This is a genomic window from Seonamhaeicola sp. S2-3 (assembly GCF_001971785.1).
In the GTDB taxonomy this organism is placed as follows: domain Bacteria; phylum Bacteroidota; class Bacteroidia; order Flavobacteriales; family Flavobacteriaceae; genus Seonamhaeicola.
In genome coordinates, this window is sequence record NZ_CP019389.1 from 945,130 (window position 1) to 969,694 (window position 24,565).

The following is a 24,565-nucleotide window of genomic DNA, read 5'->3' on the forward strand; positions in this document are numbered from 1 at the left end:
ACAATTTTAAATTTTGAAACAAAAATACAATAATAAATTCGTTAAATGTACGTTATTACAACACTAATCAAACGTAAAACGCAGTAAAATCATCGATAAAAAGTATCAAAAACAGGTTGAAATACACTTTTTTTTGGTTAAAATGCAGAAAACAGCTTGCTTTATTCGGTTTAATTCTTATATTGCAGCACCAAAATATTATTAGCTTACTTAAACCTATGGATATGAAAAAAGTAGTAGCATTCAAGATTCTTTTAGTTTTAGCCCTTACAGTGGCTACAACTGGTTGTAAAAAATCTTCGAGTTCAAAGAACACCTCAAGAGCTACAGGATGGCAAATAAATTCTAGAGAGGGTGGATTTCAGTACAATACAGATTTTAAAGAGCAAGAAACTGCTCCTGGTTTAGTATTTATTGAAGGTGGTACCTTTACCAAAGGTCGTGTTCAAGATGATGTTATGCACGATTGGAATAATAGCCCTACACAACAACACGTTCAATCTTTTTACATGGACGAAACAGAGGTTACCAATGCTATGTACATGGAATACCTAGATTGGATTAAAAGAGTGTATCCGCCATCTGATGAAAACTTTAGAGCCATCTATCATGGTGCATTACCAGACACTCTAGTTTGGAGAAACCGTTTAGGTTTTAACGAAGTAATGACAGAAAATTACTTACGCCACCCAGCTTATGGCGAATATCCTGTTGTTGGCGTTAGTTGGATTCAAGCTGTTGAATTTGCAAATTGGAGATCTGATCGTGTAAACGAATACAACTTAGAAAAAGCAGGCTATTTAAAACGAGATGCTAAAATTACAGATGTAAATGCTGAATCTACATTTAACACTGATACTTACATTAATGCACCTACTTTAACTTATGGTGGTAATGAAGAAATTTTAAATGGTGATGGAAGAAACAGAAGAAACGTAAGAGTAGATGCCGATGGTAATGAAACCAACATTTATGCAACTAGAGAAACTGGTTTAATTTCTCCAAAATACAGACTCCCTACTGAAACAGAATGGGAATACGCCGCTTTAGGATTAAGTGAAATTAGAAGCTATAATTTATACAGAGGTCGTAAAAAATATCCTTGGGATGGACAATATACACGTAACGGAAGTAGAAAATATCGTGGTGATCAATTAGCTAACTTTAAGCAAGGAAAAGGAGATTATGGCGGAATTGCAGGTTGGTCTGATGACGGTGCAGATATTACTAACGCTGTAAAATCATATGAACCTAATGATTTTGGTCTTTATGATATGGCAGGTAATGTTGCAGAATGGGTAGCTGATGTTTACAGACCTATTATTGATGATGAATTTAATGATTTTAACTACTATCGTGGTAATGTATACACTAAAAATGCTATTAATGAAGATGGCTCTGTAAAAATTGTAACCGTTGACGATATAGTTTATGATACACTTTCAAACGGTAAAGTTGTTGCTAGAAATCTTCCTGGTGAAATAGTACAAGTTCCTGTTGATGAAAATGAAACTTATTTACGTACCAACTTTGATAGAAGTAATGAAATAAACTTCAGAGATGGTGATAGACGTTCTTCTCGTTATTTTGAAAGTTTTAATGATGAAGGTGAGGATGGCGAAAACGTAGATGCTGAAACTAGAAAAATGTACAATTCTCCAAAACACACCATTACCAGAGATGAGAATGGTAATATTATTAGAGAATATGACAAGAATAATAACAGAACATCTTTAATAAACGATCAAGTAAGAGTTTACAAAGGTGGTTCTTGGAAAGATAGAGAATACTGGTTAGACCCCGCACAAAGACGCTACTTCCCACAAGATATGGCAACAGACTATATTGGGTTTAGATGTGCTATGTCTCGTGTAGGCTCTAAAAGTAAAGCTAAAAAGAAAACTAAGAATTAATCATTCTTACTAAAATAATTAAAAAAGTCCTAGCTACTAGTTAGGACTTTTTTTATACTTTTATTTTCAAAATTTATACTAAACCATTGAATACAGAACAACTTCACAAACTTTTTTTAAAGTGCAAAAAAGTAAGTACTGATACTAGAAAAATTGAGGCAAACACTATATTTTTCGCCCTTAAAGGCGAAAATTTTAATGGCAACCAATATGCAACAAAGGCCTTAGAAAAAGGTGCTAAATATGCAATTGTTGATGAAGAAGAGTTTGTTAACGCCCCTAATATCTTTCTAGTAGATAATGTTTTAGAAGCATTACAAAAACTTGCGTCATTTCATAGAGATTATTTAAACATTCCTATCATTGCGCTAACAGGAAGCAACGGTAAAACCACCACTAAAGAACTAATAAACACTGTTTTATCAAAAAAATATAACACTACTGCCACCATTGGAAACTTAAACAACCACATTGGCGTACCATTAACGCTGCTTTCAATGAATAATACCACTGAAATTGGCATTATTGAAATGGGCGCTAATCATTTAAAAGAAATTGAATTTTTATGCACTATAGCAAAACCTGATTTTGGATACATCACAAATTTTGGAAAAGCACATTTAGAAGGCTTCGGAGGCATTCAAGGTGTTATAAAAGGCAAAAGCGAAATGTATAATTATCTAATCCCTAACAATAAAACTGTTTTCGTTAACACTAATGATGCCATTCAGGTTGAAAAAACAGTTAACGCAAAAACCTATAGTTTTGGAAATGAATCATCCAATATAGCAATATCTTTAATTGATGCTCAACCTTATGTAAAGGTACTCTGTAACAATTTAGTTATTGAAAGCCATTTAATTGGTGAATATAATTTCAATAATATTGCGGCGGCTATTGCTATTGGCAATTATTTTAAAGTTGATGCTACAGATATTAAAATTGCTATTGAAAATTATATTCCTTCTAACAACCGTTCACAAATAATAAACAAAGGAAACATTAAAATAATATTAGACGCGTACAATGCTAACCCTAGCAGTATGAAAGCTGCTTTATTAAATTTTGAGAAGCAATCTGGAAAGAAAGCTGCTATTTTAGGAGATATGTTTGAATTGGGAAACGAAGCTGAAATAGAACACCAAAACATAGTTAATTTAGCTATTTCACTAGACATAAATAAATTAATCTTTATTGGAGAAAACTTCTATAAAACTAATATCGATTTAACAAAAGCATCAAAATTTAAATCGTTTAATTCTTTTAAAACTGATTTTGATTTTTCTGAAATTCAAAAATCAACACTTTTAATTAAGGGGTCTAGAGGAATGGCTTTAGAAAGAGTACTTGATTTATTATAAAAAAAGAAAGTGCTGTTTTTAATTTTATAAAAATTATAACAACACTTCTTTATGTTCTCCCTAAGAACTAATTAATAGCATGGTAAATGTCTTAAAATAATTCAGATACCGCAATACTCAATTTGAGTATTCACAACCAACATAGGCATATTTTCGGTATACAGATCAAATTACCCGACAAAAGTTATATTATAGTTCTATTTAATTTCATTAAAGCAATAAGTTCTCCTGTAGAGGTTAACTTTAACTTTTTTAAGATATTGCGCCTATGAGTATCTACCGTATGAGAACTAATATTTAGCTTATCTCCAATTTCTTTACTAGAATTATGTAATAACAAAAGTCTAATAATATCGCGTTCTCTATTACTTATACCGTCTGTTAAAAGTTTTTGTGAAAAATTATTAAAGTACATAGTTTCATACTCATTATTACTGTTTAATAATTTTGCAGTTGCCGTAATATCTAACTTAATTCTTGAATCTAAAACCGTGTAATGAGCTAAACCTATAATGGGTTTTAAGTTAATATCTAACTCTATGGGTGTTGTATTTTGTACAATATTAACATACACACCATGAGCATTTTTAAATCTAAAGTTCCAAGTATAACTCATTTGCTTTCTGTTTACATCAGAAATGGTATCTAGAGTAAATTCCATTAAATCATTAAGTGCTTTTAACCAAGGCTTAATATCATCTGGATGAATTCTAGTCCAAAAATATTCCATCCCTCCCTTATGCATTTCTTCTCTTTTAATACCCAAACAAGAAGTCATGTTTTTACTAATATATTCAAAACATAAATCTTGTGTATTAGTAACACAAAAAAAAGTAGAATTGTAGGGTAAAAAGGTATCTAATTCTATAATTTTTTTTATATGTTCTTCTAAATATGGGTAATCATAAGACCTAAAAACTTCTTTATAAACGCCCTTTATCTCTTTAATATCCATAACACACTTAAGTTAAATAACACATTACAAAGTTTTAATAATTAAGCGCTTATGGTATATAAGTTAAGTCTTTTTTTTCAAAATAATACAGTAATATTTTGTTTAAATAATGTCTAAAAAATTATAACATTCATTTTTAAAAATGTTAAAAAAAACTTAACTCCCCTAAAACAATAGCACTTTACATTTTACAATGTAATATAATTTAAAAAATATTAATTGTTGATTTTCAGGTTTTTTCATAAAAAAACAAACCTTTCATTAAACACATTAAATTTTTATGTTTTTTTTAAGATTTAAATATTGCTTTTTTAAATAATTTGGTCGGGCATTTTTAAGACGCAATCTTTTGTTTTTCTTAAAAATGGATAAAAGATTGTACAATTTTAAAATGTAATGCTAATTAGTTTTTTTAATTTTAATCAATCTAAATTATGTTTACATGTACAAAACGTCTGTATTGTTTTATTAGTTTATTATTCTTAACCTCATTATTTTCTTATCATATTAACGCTCAAAGTGTATCATTATACACTCCAATAACCAAAGTAACGGTTCCCCCTGGGCAAGAAATAAACTATAACATTGATGTTATTAACAATAGTAGCTCTATAAAAACTTCAAACATAAAAATATTGGGGTTACCTAAAGAATGGAGTTACCAACTAAAATCTGGCAATTGGAATGTAGAACAAATTTCTACGTTGCCTAAGAAAAAAGAAAGACTATCATTAAAACTAAATGTGCCATTAAAAGTAGATAAAGGTGTATATAAATTTAGAGTTATAGCCGAAGGGTATAGCTCTCTTCCTTTAACCGTTACTGTTTCTAAACAAGGTGTTTATCAAGCTGAATTCACTTCTAAACAACCTAATATTGAAGGCGCATCTAATACAACTTTCACATACAATGCTACTTTAAAAAACAGTACTGCTATAGAACAAGTATATGCCCTTAAAGCAACTTTACCTTCTGCTGGGTGGCAAGCTACTTTTAGAGCCAATGGCAAACAAGTTTCATCTGTAAGTGTAAAAGCTAACCAAACTCAGAGCATTACTATTGAAATAAAGCCTTCAAGATATATTAAAGCAGGCTCTTATAAAATACCTGTTTCTGCTCGGGCTGGTAATATTTTTACCCAATTAGAACTGGAAACTGTTATAACAGGTACTTATGATGTTACTTTATCTACCCCAACTAACCTATTAAGTACAGATGCTACCGCCGGTGATAGCAAAAAAATTAAACTTTTAGTTACAAACATTGGTTCTGCCACTATAAATGACATTGAGTTAAAAGCTAGAACACCTTCAAAATGGTCTGTAGATTTTGAGCCTAAAGAAATAGACCAAATTGAGGCAGGAAAATCAAAAGAAATTGATGCCACAATTAACGTTAATGATGACGCCTTATCTGGTGATTATGAAATTAATTTTGATGTAAAAGCCTCAGAAACTTCAACGCAACAAAAGTTTCGTATTACCGTTCACACATCTATTCTTTCTGGTTGGCTAGGTATTTTAATTATTTTAATTGCTTTAGGAGGCGTTTATTATTTAATAAAAAAGTACGGAAGACGATAAATTATGGAATCCATTATAAAACTGGACAACCTCACCAAAAAGTATGGATCCTTTAAAGCTGTTAACCAATTAAGTCTTGAAATTTATAAAGGGGAAGTTTTTGGACTTTTAGGACCCAATGGTGCAGGAAAATCAACCACTATTTTAATGATGTTAGGCTTAACAGAACCTAGCTCTGGAACTGCTTGGGTGTGCGGACATGATGCTACTTCAAACCCCATTGAAGTTAAAAAAAACGTAGGTTATTTGCCCGACACCTTAGGGTTTTATAACAACAGAACTGGTCTAGAAAATTTACTTTACGTTGCTCGATTAAATGGTATTTCCATTAAAAAAGCAACAAAAAAAGCCAAACAGCTGCTTGAACGTGTAGGGTTAGAAGATAGTATAAACAAAAATGTAGGTACCTATTCCAGAGGAATGAAACAACGGTTAGGTTTAGCCGATGTACTCATTAAAAGTCCTGAGGTTATAATTTTAGACGAACCCACATTAGGTATAGACCCAAAAGGTATACATGATTTTTTACATTTAATTCGACAATTAAGTAAAGAAGATGGGCTTACCGTATTACTTTCTTCACACCACCTACATCAAGTGCAACAAGTATGCGATAGAGTTGGTCTTTTTGTTGGAGGCAGTTTGATAGCTAAAGGAAATATTCCTTCTTTATCAAAAACGCTTTTTAATGAAGAACCTTATGCTATAGAAATTCAGTTGCAAGAAAATCATAAAGATAATTTATCAACTTTAGAGCAACTACTTCATCAATCAAATGCTATTCAAAAGGTTTCTATTCAGCAAGAAAACATTATTGTTAATTGTACTGATGATGCAACTACCAACATAATAAAGACACTTGTAAATGCCGATTTTAATATAAAACATTTACATGTTAGAGAATACGGTTTAGATGATATATACCAACGTTATTTTGAATAAAATGAAAATTATAAATAAGCTAAACAACCCATTATTGAATATTGTTAGGGAGTTTAAATCTATTTTAAACAAAACATCAACACGTGAACAGTCTCATCCTTTTTGGGTTATGGTACAAAAAGAAATAGCAGACCATGTACGTAGTTGGAGGTTTATAATATTACTTATACTTATTGCTTTTACATGTTTTGGTACTCTATATAATTCTATGAGCCATCTAAATGAAGCTTTAAGTAATAGCAAAGATCCTAACAATATGTTTGCTTTTTTAAAGTTACTTACTGCAACCGATGGAAGTTTACCATCATATTATGTATTTATTGGTTTTTTAGGTCCGTTATTAGGTATTAGCTTGGGCTTTGACGCTATTAATTCTGAACACAACAATGGGTCTTTAGTAAGGATTATATCACAACCCATTCATAGAGACTATATTATTAATGCAAAGTTTACTTCTGCTTTAATAATCATTTCAACACTATTTTTTACTTTAAGTTTCTTATTTGTTGGTTTCGGCATTTTAGTATCAGGATTAACACCCAATTTTAGTGAATTTTTAAGAATAATTGCCTTTACCTTACTAAGCATTTTATATGTAGCGTTTTGGTTAAATTTATCTATTCTTTTCTCTATTAAATTTAGGCAAGCCGCTACATCTGCCTTAACCTCTATTGCTGTTTGGCTATTTTTTACCATATTCTATCAAATTCTGATAAACATAATAGCAAAAGCTTTTATACCAACCAAGGGAGCAAACATGGCTCAAATTTTTAATTATAAAAAGTTTTTTATGGGGATAATGAATATTTCTCCTAATCAATTATTTACAGATGCTTCTACAACTTTATTAATACCTTCTATTAGAAGTTTAGGACCTTTATCATTTAGTCAAACACAAGGCGCTATTCCTTCAGCATTATCTTTAAAAGATAGCTTAATCATAGTATGGCCACAATTAACAGGGCTTATTGCTTCTACAGTGTTGTGTTTTGCTTTATCATATTATCTATTTATGAAACGCGAAATAAGGGCTTGATATTTATACAAGAGATAAGAAACAAAAGCTATTAAAAAAAGAGGTCATCTAGAAAGTAACTAGTCGACCTCCTTTTTATTTTTGGTAGTATCTCACCAAGTTTGTAAAGTTTAAAATTAATGAATAAAAAATCTCAGATTAATTTTTAACTTGAGATTTTAAAACTTAGAGGACTGCCGAACAATGAATTTTCTAACCTATTTCGGTTTGTTGGTTTTCGGTTCTGCTTATGTTTAAAAATAGTTCTGCCATTTGAACAAGACTGTTAACCGTAAGAGTTAATATGAGTTAATCTGCTTTACCCACATGATTCTTGCCTAATTTTTAGTGTTCCTATGGGTTGCTTATGGGCCGTATTAGCTCGTCTTTCCTTTTTCTGTTGTAACTATATCGGCCATTTTTGTCTTCCAAGATAAACTCTCCCATAAACGGATTTACCTCAGACTCATATTTTAAAACCTTAAATGTTCCGGCATCCAGTTCCAGTTGGTTTTCATAATGAAAGACGTTTTTCTTATCATAAATAAATCCGTTTTTGTTTAATGTGTAATTGTTTACATCAATGGGAATGACCTGGTCTAAATAAAATATGTGGTTGTTGTCCTTGCCGTAACAAAAGTCCAAATAAGTAAAAGACGAACGATCTGCGCCTTCCAATTTTATAAGTTCCTTGTTCTTATAGATGAACACAGCGTTTTTGTCCTTCCAATATACGGTGTCCCATTTTTCTTTTACATAATTAAAACTCTCCCCATCAATACCTTCCATAATGACCCATTGCCAAATGGCATCAGGATTATTTTTGGTAAAACTACCGACTTTGATCGTACTTGGTGGGGAGTTGGGAGCTAGTACCGCATTATAGACAAAATTCTTGTCGGCCTTGATTCCCGCAACATCCCTAAATGAAACCGGGTCCGATTGAGGGAGTTCAATAATTTGTTTTGTGTGATTTCTAAACTCAAAGACCCTATTGTCATAGGTGTAAAAATTGTCAAATAAATGATAAGGATTATCCTTTGTCGCCTTTGCAATTTTATGGGGTCTTTCTATTTCTTCGATATACCCGAGGTATTTTTTGTAATAGTTTTTGAAGTTTTTATAAAAATAATTCCTTTTGGTCAAGGCTATGTTAGGTTCGGGGAAGGCATTGTTTTCTGAAAAAGACCAGAATCTATCCATCAAATTAGTTACAATATCCGATGGCAATGCTTGGTTGGTCTGTGCTACTTTTCCATCGGTAATTTTATAAGCCTCGAGCACCTCTGGAAATGTGGAGGATATAATCGAATATTCGGTGGTTTGGGGACTTTTTAATGAGCTGATAATTTGCAAGCTGCCTATTAGGGGTTGTATTAACGATTTTTCAAAGTGGTTCAATACATAGGCAATGAAGCATTTGTTTGACTTTACATGGTAGTTTAAGATAAATACATTACCCGGATTGTCATTGCAATCGTATAGCAGTTCGCAAAAATAATACCCCAGTTTTTTGTTGTAAGCAGCTTTTTCGAACTTATGGTTAAGCAGTTTTTTTATGCCCTTTTCATCAATTGCAAATTCAATAAAGATCCCTGTAGGTTCGGCCATTGTATTTTGTTTCGTTTATAGCTTATGATTGTAATGTTTGCGAGTAAATATAATAATTTTTGCCACAGGCCTAAGGGAAGGAGATGCGATGTATTCATCACTTTTGATTTCTTGACATATAATTAGATGATTGATTTTAGTGAGTCTATTTCATAAAAGTACAGTGCAATTTATCATACAAATCATACTTAATTTTCTATGAAAAACGTGTATGACAATAGGGGAATTCTATCTAAATTTTTGGGTTTATTTTAGGTATCCAAGCTAAGTGTGCCTTAACTTGTAATATTTACTATTAAGTAACCTGTAAATAATTAGATTAACAGATTTTATAAAGATTTATATAATAGGGGCTAGTGTTAAAAAAGTTTGAATCCTGCCGTTACAAAAATTTTGAAATAATTTCATAAGTGTCATGATGATAGGCTTAATTTTAAAGATCAGTATTTGTCATTATTTAGACTGGTAAATAAGAAATTTTAAGACTTATGTATTTTATTAGAAACAAGAATCGAAACGATTAAAAGTTACCTATTCTGTTATTTGTTTTAGGAAATAAATTGTAACTAGTTGTTTTTTTTAATGCTTACAAAGGTGTTATTAGTTTTGTAATCCCAACAAAACGGTTAACAATAGATATTGTAAAAATAAAAAACCAATGCTTAATTAATTAAGCATCGGTTTTAAAAACTAAACTAAACTCAAACTATTGTGTGATATATCCAAAATTTTGGGTGATTTCCTTGGTAACATCTATTGTAGCTTGCGGAATTGCATAGACTCTTAAATAAGGGTCTGTGGCAGCTTTAGCTGTATAAGCCTCGTCATAAGTTCCAAAACGAATCATCTGTTTTCTTCGGTACATTTCCCAATACATTTCAAAACCAATTTCATTATATAACGTTTCTTCATCTAATGATGTAATTGCAACACCAGGGGCATTATCAAATAACGCTTCACGAGTTCTGCTTGTTCTAAGCGTGTTAATATCGGCTAGAGCAAGTGCTGTTTCATTGTTACGAAAATAAGCTTCAGCTCGCATGCAATATATACCGCCTAAACGATATAAAGGAACATCAACAGCACTAGTGCCGTTTCCATAGTTAGGATCGAATTCCCATTTAAAATTACGAACACCTCTATTTATTTGATCTTGTGTGAATACAGCTTCTAATGGATTATCAAAATTTAATTCGGGTGTATAGTCCATAGGAACGGTTGTGTTTTTTTCCATATATAACATACTAATAGCTATTCGGCCATCTGTAGTCATATTGAATCCGCCTTCTCCATCAAGTGTAGGTCCGTATTGTTGCCCCACTTGTAGGCCTCTGTTAAAGTGAAAGATGTATTTGCCTGTGTCTTTTCTAGTGTCTTCTGCAGGAACACTTCCTGTGGTACCGTCATTCATGAACCAAGTTCCATCAGAATATTGATAATGTCTATGGAATCTAGGGTCGTCATGGTTACCATCCCAAGTGTAATAAAACTCTGGTTCAACACAAGATGCATTTGTGCCTCTATTATCTGGTGTTTGTTTTTGAGCTCTACCGGTAGACATGTAGGCAAAATCATTATCGCTTCGTCTTATGTTGTCATTTTCTTGAGCTACAGCAAAAATAATTTCTGACCCACCAGTGTTATTAATACTGAAATTGTCAAAATAATTGCTTTCAAGACTAAAGTTATCATTTATTAATAAGGAGGTGTAATAAATTACTTTATCCATATCATTACCGTCATTATCAACAGCTGCTTCTGTAAAATTGAAGTCTGAACTGGCGTTATAACGATCTTTTAATACAGCTCTGTTTAAATACATATCTGCTAATAAAGCATATGCAGCTTGTTTTGTAAACCTACCATTATAGGTTTGTTGTTCTCCAAGATTTGCAAGGTTTGGAATGATAGTTTCAACCTCAGTAATTAAATTATCAATCTCGGTATCAGCTTGAAGAATAACTAAAGATTTATCTTCTGAAAATAAATCTCTGTAAGGCGCTTGGTTAAAAAGGTCTAGTGTATTGTAAACATATAACGCTAATAAACCTCTAGCTTCAGCCATAAATAAATCATAGTTTGCATAATCAGGATTTTCTTGTAAAGATTCTATAGCAGTTAAGGTTTTTGTGATGCCACTAGTTAAAGCATTCCAAGTAGAAGCAACTGCAGCATTATTAGTGCCCCAAGTAAATTCAGTTAAAGCTCTCCATTTACCGCCATCGCCCCAGTCACTACCTCTGGTGGGCAACATACATTCGTCGGTTGGGTATTCTTGTAAGCCAAAAACATTACCATGATCTGTAAAAGTACCATTGGCTAATTGGCCATAAGCAGCAGCCATGGCACTCTCTGGATTGGAACTTTCTCCTCCAATAACCTCGTCAATCACTTCTTCTTGTAAGTCAGTACAATTAAAAAGTACAACGCTAATAATAAAAGCGAAAGTTAATTTTGTTGTTATATTTGAAATTTTCATAAATTATAATTTTAAAGTTGCACCAATCATATAAGATCTAGAAGATGGATACGTTGTATAATCTATACCAATAGATTGATTACCGTTAGTTGAGCGTGGGCTATTAACTAATGGGTCAAATCCTGAGTAGTTAGTTATTGTAAATAAGTTTTGCCCGCTAACATAAAGATTCAAACCTTTTAACCAGTTTATGTTAAGGTTTTCTGTTTTAAAAGTGTAGCCTATTCGTGCATTGTTTAAACGAATAAAGTCTGATTTTTCCATGTAAAGCGTGGATAACTGAGGTGTATTTGTAGGACTAGCGCCAGCATAATAATAATCGGATAATACGTTTCTATCTGATGCTATATTATTAATGTTTAGAGCTAGGTTAGTATTATTAACCAGTAGTCCACCAGTTTGCCCAATAAAAGCAAGACTGAAATCCCAGTTTTTGTAAGAAATATTAGAGTTTATACCAAAAGTAAAGTTAGGTAATGCACCTTCAAAAATTTGTCTGTCATCACTATTAATAACATCATCATCGTTAAAATCTTCAAAAATATCATTTCCGTTTTCATCAAAACCTAAATGCTTTAGCATAAAGAAAGATCCAGCTTCGTAATCACTTTTATAAATGTTGGCAGCAACACCAGATAATCCAGATCCTGCAACGCTACCAGAATATAATTCTGATACAGGTAAATTTTTAATCTTATTGTTTAAAGTAGCACCATTTACATCTAAAGTCCATGATAAATCATCTGTACTTACTAATAGAGCACCTAAAGTAAACTCAAAGCCTTTGTTAACTATTTCGCCATCAATGTTTTTCCATACGGTTGAGGTTGGGCTTAATGGTTCTGAAGGAATATTTAAAATGGCATCGGTGGTTGTTTTATTGTAATAATCAAGCGAACCATAAAGTTTATTATTCCACAAGCTAAAGTCGGTTCCAATGTTAAGTTGGGTAACTACTTCCCATTTTAAGTCTGGATTTGCCGTTCTGTTAACAATAACACCATTTATTAGGTTGTAGTCATCATAAAGATAATAACCTCCAGAAGCAGATTGAGAATAACTTGCTTGGGTTATTTTATTTTGAACTTCTTGATTTCCTGTTTGCCCCCAACTAAGTCTGAATTTTAATTGGTTAATAGTTTCAATGTTGCTAATAAAATTCTCTTGGTCTAAATTCCAACCTAATGCAAAAGAAGGGAAATACCCATATTTATTATTTTCTCCAAAGCGGGTAGAACCATCTGCTCTTAAAGAAGCTGTTAGTAAATATTTATTGTCAAAATTATAGTTTAATCTACCAAAGTAAGATTGTAATTCATTTTCTTGGGCATAACCACTAACACCAGATTGCTCACCAGAATAACCAGGGTCATTTTTTGGAGCTACTCCAGTACCCATTTCATCTATACCTGAAAGCGAGAAAGAAGTACCTGAGAAGTCAAATTTTTGATATGAGAACCCACCTAGAATTTCAAAATTATTTTTTTCTATACCAAAACGATAGGTTAAATAATGCTCCATTAAGGAACTTTGCGACTCTAAATTGCTTTGAGAATAAGCGCCATCTGGAGTTCTATCTGTAAAGTTAGGGTAAATGGTAGAATTTCTTTCGGAAACAGAACGATCTATACCATAGTTGAATTTATAATCTAGTCCGTCTATTATTCTAAAAGTTGTTTCAATATTTCCTAAAACCCTTAGAGTTTTTGTTTGGTCATCATAAACATGCAACAAATACATTGGGTTATAATTTTGGTTCAAATTAAAGTTTGTATATGCTCCATCTTCAGTAAATACAGGCTGTGTAGGATTAGCCATTAAGGCATGTACAATTAATTGCCCATCAGAACCTGCGTTGGCACCATTTGGCACTCCTGTTTCATCAATTTGACTAGCGGTTAAGTTTATTTTTACATTTAAACGCTTGTTATCTAAGAAAGATTCTTCTGCATTTAAACGTGCTGTTGTTCTTTTAAATCCACTAGACTCAACAATACCTTCTTGATCCATAAAGGATAGAGAAGCATAGTAGTTTCCGCTATCTGTTTTTTTAGCAAAAGAAAAATTATGATTTTGTGTAATTGCTTCTCTAAATATTTCATCTTGCCAATTTGTGTTACCACCGTGATCATAATTATCATCGGTAATAGCATCGCGATATTCACTAGCAGATAATACGTCCATTGTTTTAATTACGTTGGCTATACTTAGGTAAGAATCCATAGTTATAGAAGCATCTCCTGTTTTCCCTTGTTTCGTTGTAATAATTACAACACCGTTAGACCCTCTTGCACCATATATAGCTGCTGCAGAGGCATCTTTTAAAACGGTAATAGACTCTATATCACTTGTGTTAAGAAAATTTAAAGGGTTTTTTGCGCTAGAGCTACCAAGACCAAAGTTAGGGCTAGCAGAACTTACATTTGAATTACTTAAAGGAATTCCATCTACAACAAATAAAGGTGTGCTACCACTTCTTATAGACCCTATACCACGTATAGAAACATCTACACCTGCACCAGGCTCACCACTAGATTGTACAATGCGTACACCAGCTACTTTACCTTGCAATAAATTGTCTGGAGATACATTAACTCCTTTTTTAAAGTTATTTTCAGAGAGTTGGCTAACGGCTCCTGTAAGATCTTTTTTGTTTTGTTTACCGTAACCAACAATTAAAACTTCATCAAGTAAAGAATTATTAGTTTTTAGGGTAATTGATATGTAATCTGAATCAATAAGAACTTCTTTGGTTTCATATCCTAAAAAAGAGATTTTAAGTGTTTCACCTAATTCGGCTTCAATAGAAAATTCTCCATCAAAGTTTGTAGAAACACCTTTGGTTGTTCCTTTTAAAGCAATGGTAGCTCCAGGTAAAGGAACTCCAGATTCGTCTACAATTATACCGCGTATTGTTTTTTGTTGGGTATAATTTAAAATTTCTGTTTTAGTAATACTATGCGAATGTGCTGTATTACATATAAATATAAATAGTACTAAAAAAGCTATGTTTTTTAGTATAAAAAAATTAATTTTATTGTACATCTTTAAGTTATTGGTTATTCAATGCTTAATTACTAGGCCGTAGTTGTTCGTAGCAACTGCGGTTTTTTTTTGTAATGATTGTGTTTTTTTATTTCATAGGGTTTTAAAATTTAAAAGATTAATAGAGAGATTTTTTATTCTGTAGGGGTATTTAATTTTGGCTAAATAATAAAATGTTTGTTTGTGGTGTTTTATCTAAAAGTTAAAAGAGTATTAAATTGTTGATATTTAACAATTTGTTTAAGCTGTTGTTTGTCAGTGTTTTGTTGGGTTTTTAGTAAAACATAATAATTGTATTTTCTTTTTGATTTCATAACATATATTTAATTCTTAGCGTGTATTTTTATATCTTAAAAACACTTAGTTATGAAATATTATAAGCCTTTATATTTAGTCTTTTTTGTGAGTATGTATATTAATGCTCAACAAGACGCTTTAAAAATTAATCAAATCCAAGTTATTGGTTCCCACAACAGTTATAAAAAGGCAATTGCCCCTAAACTTTTTGAGTATTTGATAGAAAAAGACAGTACGAAGAAAGTATACAGTTTACAATATGAACATATTCCTATTTTAGAACAGTTAAATATGGGGTTAAGAAACCTTGAATTAGATGCTTATGCAGATGCAAAAGGAGGTCGTTTTGCGCATCCTAAAGGAATGGATTTGGTTAGGGAGCAGCCAGATTTTGATTCTGAAGGAAAAATGAACAAGCCTGGTTTTAAAATGTTTCATATAATGGATATTGATTTTAGAAGTGAATATTATCTGTTATCAGAATGTTTAGACGACTTAAAAAAATGGTCTGAAAGCAACCCTACTCACGAGCCTGTTTTTATTACGCTAGAACCTAAAGATGATTCAGCAAATTTATTTGGTTCATCGGCAGAACCATTTACTTCTGAAGTTTTTGATAGACTAGATGCTACTATCATTAAACATTTAGGAAAGCAACATGTTATTACACCAGATGATGTAAGAGGAAAATACGCTACTTTGGAGCAAGCAGTTTTAAATAACAATTGGCCAACACTAGAAGAAGCTAAAGGTAAGTTTTTATTTATATTAGATGCACACGGAGAAAAGCAAGAGCGTTATATATCAAATCACCCTTCGTTAAAAGGACGCATATTATTTGTTAATGCAAAAGCAGGAAAACCAGAAGCAGCTACTATGATTTTAAATAACCCGAACGATGAAAATATTCCAAACTTAGTAAAAAAAGGATATTTAATAAGAACTCGTGCCGATGCAAATACTAAAGAAGCTAGAAATAATGATTATTCACGTTTTGAAGCTGCAAAAAAATCTGGGGCACAAATTATTACAACCGATTATTATTTACCAAGTAAACTTTTTAAAAGTGATTATTATATCTCATTTAAAAATAATACTTATGTAAGAAAGAATCCTGTAACTAAAAAGTAAAATACATGCTAATTGATGTTTTTTAATGTACTTGTTTTAAGGTCTATGATAAAATTATTAGCTGGAGCACCGTTTAAAAACATTGAAAAGATATTATAAAACTCACCTAGCTTATTTTTGTTCACATCTACTTTTGTTTGTTTAGTTTTAGAGTTGTAATTTTTAAAAAGCCATTTGTAAATTTCAACTTGATGCTGCCCTATATCGTCAATGGCTAAAACATCGGCATTTCTAACTCTGTAAAAATCGAAAATCATATCAAAGCCATTCCAATGTTTAAAATCGGTTAAAGACAAACCGACTTTTTTTAAATCAGATTCTGCTTTTGTTTTAGCTAGCTCCCATTCATTTGTATAAAAACCTTTTTGTTCTATCAGGGTTTTAAAATCTATATTAGAATTTAAATAGGGTAGTAAGAGTAATTCTTCACCTGTAATGTTTAGCATAAAATCTTTAAACTCTGGAACCCAATCATCCTTTAAAAATCGCATACGAACAAGTTCTTTTAAATGAAATATAGTAAAATCATAATACGAATTGGTTTTTAAAATATCATGATTCCACAATGGCTTTTTATGTGTTTTTAAGTATTCATATTCCTTTTCATATAGAGGGAATAAATCGTTAAAATTAGGTACTTTTTTTATAGAAATGGTATTTACCTCTATAGTGTTGTTAGGGTTTATTTTTAAAATTTTATAAGCTGGAATATAGGCAGCTATTGAAGGTGTTTGAATGTTAACTAATGATGTTCCATTTTCAAAAGTTCTAAAACCAGTATCATTTATATGCATATGTCCTGCTACATGAACTTTTATGCCCGCTTCTGAAAATAATTGCGCTACTTTTTCATTAGGAACACGTTCTAATTGCCATTTATTACCTTCAAAGAAATTTTTTAAGTCATTAGATGCATCATCATTAAAATCTATCATTGGGTAATGGCTAAAAGCAATTAATGTTTTTCCTAATTTTTTAGCCTGATCTGAAATTGTTTTCACCCAATTAATTAAGTGAGTTTTATGTTTAATTACATTATTGTAACCAATACTTGCTGAATTATAATTTTTTGGATTTAATGGATTACTATTTATAGTGTCTTTAGGCAAGTATACATTACCATCTATAGCTAATAACCATAAATTAGGTAGAGGTTCTACAACATAACTAGCATCTGGTATGGTATATTTAGGAAGTATATCATACATTCTTTTGTCAAGAGGTGCATTTGCCAATCCTTTTTGGTATGTATAGCTTTCTGGAGTGTAATTAGAAAAAGGTGTAGCCCAATATAAATAGCTTTCTTGAGGGAAAAAGCCAAAAGGTTCTAGGTGATTAAAAATACCTTTATACCCCAGTTTTTTTAGGTCTTTAGAAATGATATTTGGTAAATCTTTATTTTTTGTTGTGTTTATGCTTGAATTGCTATAAATACCTTGAGTTTGTCCATGAATACCTAGAAAATCTGATTTTCCAGATTCTTGAGCAAGTGGTCCCACAGGGTCGTGATTACCCGTTGTAATAAAAAACTGTATGCCGTAATTGTTGCTATATGTTTGTAAAATTTTCTTTAATCCTCTCAGGTGTATGGCTTGCCCGTCATCAGTATAATCACCCGGTAAGGCTACATATTTTATGCCCTTTTTAACAACATCGTCTAAAGCGGCAAGTAGCGCAAAATAATTTTCATTAAAAATACGTGTAGAATGTAGTTGAGCATCCATAGTACGCAAAAGGGTAAACTTTTTTGTTTTATCATTAAATATTCCTTTATAATTTATATCAGAGAAACTTCCATATAAATCTTGAAAATGAATATCTGAAATAAAAGCAATGCGAACATCATTTGCACTATGGTTTAGTTTTTTAAAGTATTGAGAGCATTCTAAGGGATGATCTGTGTTTATAAAATCAATTCCCAAATCATAAAATGTTTTCCAAGCTAAAGGCGTGTCTGGTGCTCCCCAAAAGCGAAATGGTTTATTAAGCGAATGTGCGTTTTTTACTATCGATTCAATTTTTTTCAGGTCTTTATTGGGCATTGGTTTCAATCCATCCCACGAAGAAAACTTACTAAAGCTTAAACTTATTAAAGAAACTTTATTAATACTTTCAGCAGGAATAGTTTCTAAACGCTGATAATCAAATGATATATAATTAGGATAATTGTTGTAATCTGCTACAGAAGGTCTGAATCCAGAAATTACAAATGAAAGTTGAGGGTTGTTAGTGAGTTCTGGATATTTTTTTAATGTTTTTACAATAGCATTTAGGGTTGTGTATGCTTCAGATTTTAAATCTATTAATAATTGTATGTTTTGTTCATTCCCAATATGTGTTAAAACCACTTTGCTCAACGGTTTTAAATACATTGTTTCTAACGTTTTGTCTTCTTCTATATCAGTTTCATCATGAGTTACATATAATACTTCATTTTTTAAAAACACATCTACTTCTATTGAATTTAATCCGCAACCATAAGCTTTCCAAAACGGTAAATTTTGATTGTAATCATTGTGAGAATGTATTTTAATTGACTTTTGAGCAACAAGAGTTGAGGTAGTAAGTAGCAGCAAATAAAAAAAATATCGAAGATGGAACATGCTTAAATTTTAATTAGAAGATTTAGTGAGAATAATTTGGGTATAAAAATAATATTAGCAATTACTTATGTTATTAAGTAAACATTAATTTTAAACTAGGTTAAAATAATTGTTTATTAAGAATATACATCTAAATAAACGTTATGTTAAATGCGTTTATAAATGAGTAGTTAATTATTTTACCTTGGTTAAGATTTTAACTTTTTTAAGAAACTTTAGAATAAATACAATGAGTACACCATATTATGAATATATCTATTTTTAAAAAATTAAAGTTAGCATTATAATATGCTTGATATGAATTAAGTTTATTAGTATGGAAATGAATTGCCATAGTATAGAGGAAGGGGTAGGAAACGAAATTTATTGACCATCATATTTTGAAAAAAGCAATTATAGAAACCATTTTAATAAATACCTAAAAGAGTTGAATGGTTATGCTCTTAAACTAGTTTCTTCAAAAAAAAACAGCCATTAGAAAATATTATGAAGGCTTCATATAACTAATTAAGTCTTTTACCCCTATGTTGGCAATACCAGATGATATATCAGACATGGCATAGGGAATAATCAATTCATCATTATGTATAATTGCTCCACAAGAATAAACCACATTAGGAACATACCCTTCACGTTCTTTTTTGTTTGGAACAATTAAGGGTGTTTCAAGTCTAGCGATTATTTTTGAAGGATCATCAAGATCTAATAAAATAACACCAATGGAATATTGTCTCATTGGTCCCACACCATGGGTCAATACCAACCAACCCTCACTAGTTTCAAGAGGAGAACCACAATTACCAATTTGAACAAATTCCCATGGCATTTTGGGCTCTTGGAGCATTTTAGTAGTGTTCCAAAAACGAAGGTTGTCTGAAAACATAATGTAGTTTTTTTCACCATCTAAACGAGAAAGCATAGCATATTTTCCATTGATTTTTCTAGGGAACAAGGCCATACCTTTGTTTTCTACAGCTTTACCATTTAACGTCATGATATTGAAATGCACAAAATCTTTGGTTTCTAATAATTGAGGAATTATGCATACGCCATTATAGGCTGTATATGTTGCATAATAAGTGCTTTCACCATTATCTTCATAAAACTGAACAAATCTAGCGTCTTCAATGCCGTTGCTTTCATTTTCAGAAACAGGAAATATAACGCGTTCAGAAACTTTAGATGTTTCGTCAAATTTTATACTATAATTTGAATTTGCTAACCAGTTTATGTTGATTATAGTTTGGTTGTTGCACTTAAAAGAAGTGGATGTATTTAAAGAATTGATGTTATCATGTAAGTCATGATATGAGAAAAAATCGGGTAACTCTTTAAATATTTGCTTACTTGTTTTATCCCATGAATTCATACTTTTTAGTTGACGATGAAATATATGTTTATCATAACGTTTTTTCTGGGTTATTGTAGGGGTTTCTATAAAATCCGATATCTTGTCGAAAATAATATGGCCATTCTGTTGAATGATGCCGCTTCTAAAGACTATGGAAGATATATGGCCTTCTCCGGTGGCTCGCAAACTCATGATAAAACGAAGTTCTCCATTCTTAAGACCTGTTTGGTTAGGATGTTTTACTATTGAAGGATTGAATAAAGCGGCCGATTCGACAGAATATTCCATAGTAAAATATGCTCCTATAAGCATTTTTTTCATATTGTTTATGTTGGCGTTGGGGGAATGAATTCGGAGATATAATTAAAGTTTTTTGTTAACTGTTGTTCTATGTTTTTATGCCTATCGTAAAAATTATCACGGATATTGTCCAACATATACTTGGTGGCATCGTCAGGAAGATTAACAACCCTTTTGATAATATTGGTTATGCGGGAAATATTACCAGGTATATAAGGCCTGCATATAACCCGAGAGGTATCTCTTTCTATTTTTGTTTTTTTTCTATTTACAATAGGTTTGGCTCTATATATGTTTTTCATAAAAAAGTTAATCTTTTAATATTTGTTTATAAACATTCAAGTAATTATCTATCATTTTTTCCCGGCTAAATTTTGAGAATGCCCAATCCCTACAGGTTCTCCTGCTTATATATCGAATATTGGCAACGGCTTCGGCGGCCTCATCTACAGTGTTTACCAGAAACCCCGTTTTTTCGTGTAAAATCAATTCGGGCATAGAGCCTAAATTAAAAGCAATAACAGGGGTGCCGCACATCATGGATTCTGCTACACTGAGCCCAAAAGGTTCCTTAAAGGCTATAGGATGTAAGAGCGCACAGGCTTTGCCCAATAATTCATCTCGCTTGGTGGGATTTGAATTGCCAACGTATATTATATCATCGTTATTAATATATGGCTTTATTTTTTCGTTAAAATATTCTTTGTGTTGTACCAAGCCGGAAATAATTAACTTCTTGCCGGTTTTTTTGGCTATTTGAATGGCTTCGTAGGTGCCCTTTTCGGGATGTATGCGCCCAAAAAACAATAAGTATTCTTTAGGGGTTGCCGAAAATGTAAATTCTTCGGTATTTATACCATTGTAAACGGTTGCTATATAATCTAGTTTTGGATTACGGTCGGCATTACTAATGGACACATAAAAGTTACTCGAATTATATGTTTTATAAACAGGGATTATTTTAGGAGACGAAAACCCATGGATGGTCGTTACCATGGGGGTTTTAATAAGCCGTGAATAGCTAAGAGGTAAAAAATCGAAATTATTATGGATGATATCGTACTCATCGGCTTTTTCCATTAAATTACTAATGTGTAGGCATTCCCATACTTTGGGGTCTATGCTGGGGTCTTCTGCATAGGCCGTTTTTGAGATGTATTCCAGTTTACCTTGGGTATGTGAGTTGCCTGTGGCAAATAGGGTAACATCGATTTGCCGTTCTGCAAGCCCTTCGGTGATATTGGATGCTACCTGCTCCCAAGGCCCATACTTTAAGGGCGGTGTTCTCCATGCAATAGGAGCTAATACAGCTATTTTCATTTAACCATATTTTAAGTAAAACGATAATCTTCTCTTTTTTTAAAAGGTACAAAAAAGCCATACCCTCTGGATGGCTTATTTGTGTGTACCGTGGTCTTCTATATTTTCAAATGCTTGTAATACAATCAGATGGGAGATCAGATAGGCCAATGTGCTTTCTGCACCTTGGTTTAGGTTTACATTGGAACTGTCAAATCCATCATAGCAGCCCTTGGTTTCGAAATCGAAAAGGTTGGCCTTAAGGTCGTTTTCTCCCATAAACCACATAAAGCAAGTAAATAATTTTGTGAGGTAATCGTTGTTTTTTGTTAGATGAAAAGCCTGTTGGAACATTAAAACCATGGCCAAAGCATCGATAGGTTGTTGGGCATATACAGAACGTTCTTTGTTTTTTATGTACCATTTTTCGTTTCCAATAATGGATAAATACCCGTTTTTTAGGGTCACATCTGTTAGAAAATCCATTGTATCCATAGCAACTTCCCTGATTTTGTCGTCGTTAAGTATTTCTGCAGCATGTAAAAGGGCGAGAGGTAGTATGCCGTTGTCGTATGTTAGCAACTGTTCGAACCACCTCCAATGGCCAGAGCTGTTTTCGGTATAATGCCCAATTAACTTATAAGAAAGTTTCTTTAGGGTGTCTTTCATTGCCGTATCGGAGGGCATTCCTCTTAGGTAATGGCTAATACCTATCATGGTGTTGGCAATGCCTCTGATTGTTTTAAGCTTATCAAAATTAGGCGCGGCATTAAAGAATATAAATTTCCCTGTTTGGTAATAGGCATTGTTTGGTGGGTTGCCCAATAAATAACCAAGCGCCCATATAGTACGGCCAAACGAATCTTCAGAGCCTACCTCGTCAAGAAAACACCTGTTAAAACTCAGGAAGTTTCTAAATGTACCGTTATTGTTTTGCATGTAATGGATATAGCTTAAATATATAGGGACCAGTTCTAGGGCGGTTTTGTTTTTTTTCTGGCGGTAGGTCATTAGTACCATAAGTAGGGCCCTGGCATTGTCGTCTAAGCAATACCCTTCTTTTAGATTGGGAATTCCGTATTTTGCATGTTGGATGATTCCCGTGTCATCGGTCATCCGTTTAATATGGCTTAATGAAAATTGAGGGAGTAGAAGGGGGTCTATAAATGTTTTTTTCTTAGCGGGTATTTTTGGCTTTTCAGACAGCACCTGTTCTACAAGAGCTACATATTTAGCCCCCGATTTGGGCCAAGTGATTGTTTTGCCATAATCAAAAGCCCTTTTTTGGAGTTCTTTCATTTTCTCTGGGCGGTCCAGTAATTCCATTAAAATATCAGAAAGTTCTTCTGAATCGCCAAAATTGAAGAGACGCCCCCTGCCATTGGCCAATAGTTCCGAAGCATGCCAGTAAGGAGTGGAGATAACAGCGGTACCAACACCTACAGCGTAAGAAAGGGTGCCACTGGTAATCTGTGCTTCATTTAAATAGGGGGTAATGTAAATATCTGAAGCAGATAAATATTTAAAAAGTTCTGTTTGGTTAATGAACTTGTTCATGAAGATAATATGGTCTTCAACGCCTAGGTTCTTGGCCAAGCGCTGTAAGTAATTGCGGTATTCTTCACCGGTTGCCCGTATTACATTAGGATGCGTTTTTCCTAAAACCAAGTATAACACTTCCGGATGCTTTTCAACAACCTTAGGCAAGGCTTTGATAACGGTTTCTATACCTTTGTTCCTGCTAAGCATGCCAAAGGTAAGCAGTAGTTTTTTCTTTTCGAGTTTAAACACTTTTTTAGATTGCTCTTGATTAAAATATAAGTCGGGGACACCATGCTCTATAAAAGCTATTTTATTTTTGTCCACACCATATATGTCCACAAGAAATTCAATGGCTATTTGGCTCATAACCACTACCTTTTGGGCTACTTTGCAAATTTGCTGTAAAATTATTTTTTCCTCCTTGGAAGGTTCTTTGAGAATTGTGTGCAGGGTTACGATTAATGGCACCTCAAGTCTATGTACTAGCGGAAGTATATATATACCGCTTTGTCCTCCATAGATACCAAATTCATGTTCCAGAATACATAAGTCGGCTCCACTGATGTTTATAGATTTAACCGCTTCTAGGTAGTCGCCTTGATGCTCCTGCCTAATGGTTAACTTTACTTCTTCAGGGTAATTGTATGTTTGTTCATGGTTATTCATTGCTATTATAGAACCTTCAATGTTCTTATTGGAATTAACCATTGAATTAAAAAGATTCTTGGTAAAAGTTGCAATTCCGCATTTACGAGGAGGGTAGGTGCCTATAAAAACAATTTTCATAATATTCATTTTTTAATTAAACTCATAGTACCTTTTAAACAATATCGTTTTTTATGTTATTGATGTTCTTCCGAATATAAATTTTGTGTATTGGATTACCGTCAAAGCCTTAATTTCTAACAATATTCAAGTCTAGAATCCCTTGAAGGTCTTGGTGTGGAACCTTCGTACTATAAATTGGGTGCGTGGAAGCTAAAATGGTGTCCCAATACGTTTTTTACATTTGTTGTAGAGTACTGATTGAAACCTTCTTTTAAAGAGGCTTGAAAGTTTGCAAATTTCCACAGCTATACTGACATGTATGTAGTTGTCAAGACAGGTTAATTGCTTACCTATAGTCTTTATGTACGGC

Annotated in this window: 15 protein-coding genes; 6 read left to right on the forward strand and 9 right to left on the reverse strand. The window is 32.3% G+C overall.

Annotation, left to right across the window (positions count from 1 at the left end; all coding sequences use genetic code 11):
* Nucleotides 1-218 precede the first annotated feature (218 nt).
* Together gldJ and murF are read left to right on the forward strand one after the other, a co-directional pair.
* Nucleotides 219-1,913, forward strand: a complete 1,695-nt coding sequence (gene gldJ / locus BWZ22_RS04510; protein WP_198027645.1) for a gliding motility lipoprotein GldJ — start codon at nt 219-221, stop codon at nt 1,911-1,913.
* Nucleotides 1,914-1,999: 86 nt separating this feature from the next.
* A complete protein-coding gene (murF, locus tag BWZ22_RS04515; RefSeq protein WP_076698284.1) occupies nt 2,000-3,274 on the forward strand; it encodes a UDP-N-acetylmuramoyl-tripeptide--D-alanyl-D-alanine ligase in 1,275 nt (424 codons plus the stop codon).
* 184 nt (nt 3,275-3,458) lie between these two features.
* On the opposite strand, the gene BWZ22_RS04520 is transcribed toward murF, so the two are convergent.
* Complete coding sequence (locus BWZ22_RS04520) at nt 3,459-4,229, reverse strand: LuxR C-terminal-related transcriptional regulator (RefSeq protein WP_076698286.1); 771 nt, start codon at nt 4,227-4,229, stop codon at nt 3,459-3,461.
* 434 nt (nt 4,230-4,663) lie between these two features.
* On the opposite strand from BWZ22_RS04520, the gene BWZ22_RS04525 reads away from it, so the two are divergent.
* Genes BWZ22_RS04525 through BWZ22_RS04535 form a run of 3 tightly spaced genes read left to right on the forward strand, consistent with a single transcriptional unit; the run spans nt 4,664 to nt 7,790 of the window.
* Entirely contained in the window at nt 4,664-5,812 is a 1,149-nt protein-coding gene (locus BWZ22_RS04525; protein WP_076698287.1) for an NEW3 domain-containing protein, read from the forward strand.
* A 3-nt stretch (nt 5,813-5,815) separates the two neighbouring features.
* Nucleotides 5,816-6,754, forward strand: coding sequence for an ABC transporter ATP-binding protein (locus BWZ22_RS04530; protein WP_076698289.1), 939 nt, complete (start codon nt 5,816-5,818; stop codon nt 6,752-6,754).
* A 1-nt stretch (nt 6,755) separates the two neighbouring features.
* Nucleotides 6,756-7,790, forward strand: coding sequence for an ABC transporter permease (locus BWZ22_RS04535; protein WP_083692435.1), 1,035 nt, complete (start codon nt 6,756-6,758; stop codon nt 7,788-7,790).
* A gap of 333 nt (nt 7,791-8,123) precedes the next feature.
* Here BWZ22_RS04535 and BWZ22_RS04540 read toward each other — a convergent pair whose 3' ends face one another.
* The 3 genes from BWZ22_RS04540 to BWZ22_RS04550 form a co-directional block, all read right to left on the reverse strand.
* Nucleotides 8,124-9,380, reverse strand: a complete 1,257-nt coding sequence (locus BWZ22_RS04540) for a DKNYY domain-containing protein (protein ID WP_076698290.1) — start codon at nt 9,378-9,380, stop codon at nt 8,124-8,126.
* 706 nt (nt 9,381-10,086) lie between these two features.
* Nucleotides 10,087-11,859 carry a RagB/SusD family nutrient uptake outer membrane protein gene (locus tag BWZ22_RS04545; protein ID WP_076698292.1) on the reverse strand — a complete coding sequence of 591 codons (1,773 nt, stop codon included), beginning with the start codon at nt 11,857-11,859 and terminating at the stop codon, nt 10,087-10,089.
* A gap of 3 nt (nt 11,860-11,862) precedes the next feature.
* A complete protein-coding gene (locus BWZ22_RS04550; protein ID WP_076698293.1) occupies nt 11,863-14,904 on the reverse strand; it encodes a TonB-dependent receptor in 3,042 nt (1,013 codons plus the stop codon).
* Nucleotides 14,905-15,270: 366 nt separating this feature from the next.
* Here BWZ22_RS04550 and BWZ22_RS04555 point away from each other — a divergent pair, with 366 nt between their 5' ends.
* Nucleotides 15,271-16,332, forward strand: a complete 1,062-nt coding sequence (locus BWZ22_RS04555; RefSeq protein WP_076698295.1) for a phosphatidylinositol-specific phospholipase C1-like protein — start codon at nt 15,271-15,273, stop codon at nt 16,330-16,332.
* 8 nt (nt 16,333-16,340) lie between these two features.
* On the opposite strand, the gene BWZ22_RS04560 is transcribed toward BWZ22_RS04555, so the two are convergent.
* The 5 genes from BWZ22_RS04560 to BWZ22_RS04575 all read right to left on the reverse strand — a co-directional run bounded on the left by BWZ22_RS04560 (nt 16,341) and on the right by BWZ22_RS04575 (nt 24,213).
* Nucleotides 16,341-18,908, reverse strand: a complete 2,568-nt coding sequence (locus BWZ22_RS04560) for a metallophosphoesterase (RefSeq protein ID WP_198027646.1) — start codon at nt 18,906-18,908, stop codon at nt 16,341-16,343.
* 511 nt (nt 18,909-19,419) lie between these two features.
* Nucleotides 19,420-20,607, reverse strand: coding sequence for a glycoside hydrolase family 130 protein (locus tag BWZ22_RS04565; RefSeq protein ID WP_198027647.1), 1,188 nt, complete (start codon nt 20,605-20,607; stop codon nt 19,420-19,422).
* 5 nt (nt 20,608-20,612) lie between these two features.
* Nucleotides 20,613-20,888, reverse strand: coding sequence for a hypothetical protein (locus BWZ22_RS16720; RefSeq protein WP_198027648.1), 276 nt, complete (start codon nt 20,886-20,888; stop codon nt 20,613-20,615).
* A gap of 7 nt (nt 20,889-20,895) precedes the next feature.
* On the reverse strand, nt 20,896-21,906 hold the full coding sequence (locus tag BWZ22_RS04570; protein ID WP_076698296.1) for a glycosyltransferase family 4 protein: 1,011 nt from the start codon (nt 21,904-21,906) through the stop codon (nt 20,896-20,898).
* Nucleotides 21,907-21,981: 75 nt separating this feature from the next.
* On the reverse strand, nt 21,982-24,213 hold the full coding sequence (locus tag BWZ22_RS04575) for a glycosyltransferase family 4 protein (protein ID WP_076702280.1): 2,232 nt from the start codon (nt 24,211-24,213) through the stop codon (nt 21,982-21,984).
* Between the last annotated feature and the right edge of the window lie 352 nt (nt 24,214-24,565).

Excerpts from the sequence above, each read along its gene's own strand:
- BWZ22_RS04570 (WP_076698296.1), bottom strand. The coding sequence starts at position 21,906 with ATGAAAATAGCTGTATTAGCTCCTATTGCATGGAGAACACCGCCCTTA.
- BWZ22_RS04530 (WP_076698289.1), top strand. The coding sequence starts at position 5,816 with ATGGAATCCATTATAAAACTGGACAACCTCACCAAAAAGTATGGATCC.
- BWZ22_RS04545 (WP_076698292.1), bottom strand. The coding sequence starts at position 11,859 with ATGAAAATTTCAAATATAACAACAAAATTAACTTTCGCTTTTATTATT.
- BWZ22_RS04565 (WP_198027647.1), bottom strand. The coding sequence starts at position 20,607 with ATGAAAAAAATGCTTATAGGAGCATATTTTACTATGGAATATTCTGTC.
- BWZ22_RS04540 (WP_076698290.1), bottom strand. The coding sequence starts at position 9,380 with ATGGCCGAACCTACAGGGATCTTTATTGAATTTGCAATTGATGAAAAG.
- BWZ22_RS04550 (WP_076698293.1), bottom strand. The coding sequence starts at position 14,904 with ATGTACAATAAAATTAATTTTTTTATACTAAAAAACATAGCTTTTTTA.
- BWZ22_RS16720 (WP_198027648.1), bottom strand. The coding sequence starts at position 20,888 with ATGAAAAACATATATAGAGCCAAACCTATTGTAAATAGAAAAAAAACA.
- BWZ22_RS04555 (WP_076698295.1), top strand. The coding sequence starts at position 15,271 with ATGAAATATTATAAGCCTTTATATTTAGTCTTTTTTGTGAGTATGTAT.
- BWZ22_RS04520 (WP_076698286.1), bottom strand. The coding sequence starts at position 4,229 with ATGGATATTAAAGAGATAAAGGGCGTTTATAAAGAAGTTTTTAGGTCT.
- BWZ22_RS04525 (WP_076698287.1), top strand. The coding sequence starts at position 4,664 with ATGTTTACATGTACAAAACGTCTGTATTGTTTTATTAGTTTATTATTC.
- gldJ (WP_198027645.1), top strand. The coding sequence starts at position 219 with ATGGATATGAAAAAAGTAGTAGCATTCAAGATTCTTTTAGTTTTAGCC.
- BWZ22_RS04535 (WP_083692435.1), top strand. The coding sequence starts at position 6,756 with ATGAAAATTATAAATAAGCTAAACAACCCATTATTGAATATTGTTAGG.
- BWZ22_RS04575 (WP_076702280.1), bottom strand. The coding sequence starts at position 24,213 with ATGAAAATTGTTTTTATAGGCACCTACCCTCCTCGTAAATGCGGAATT.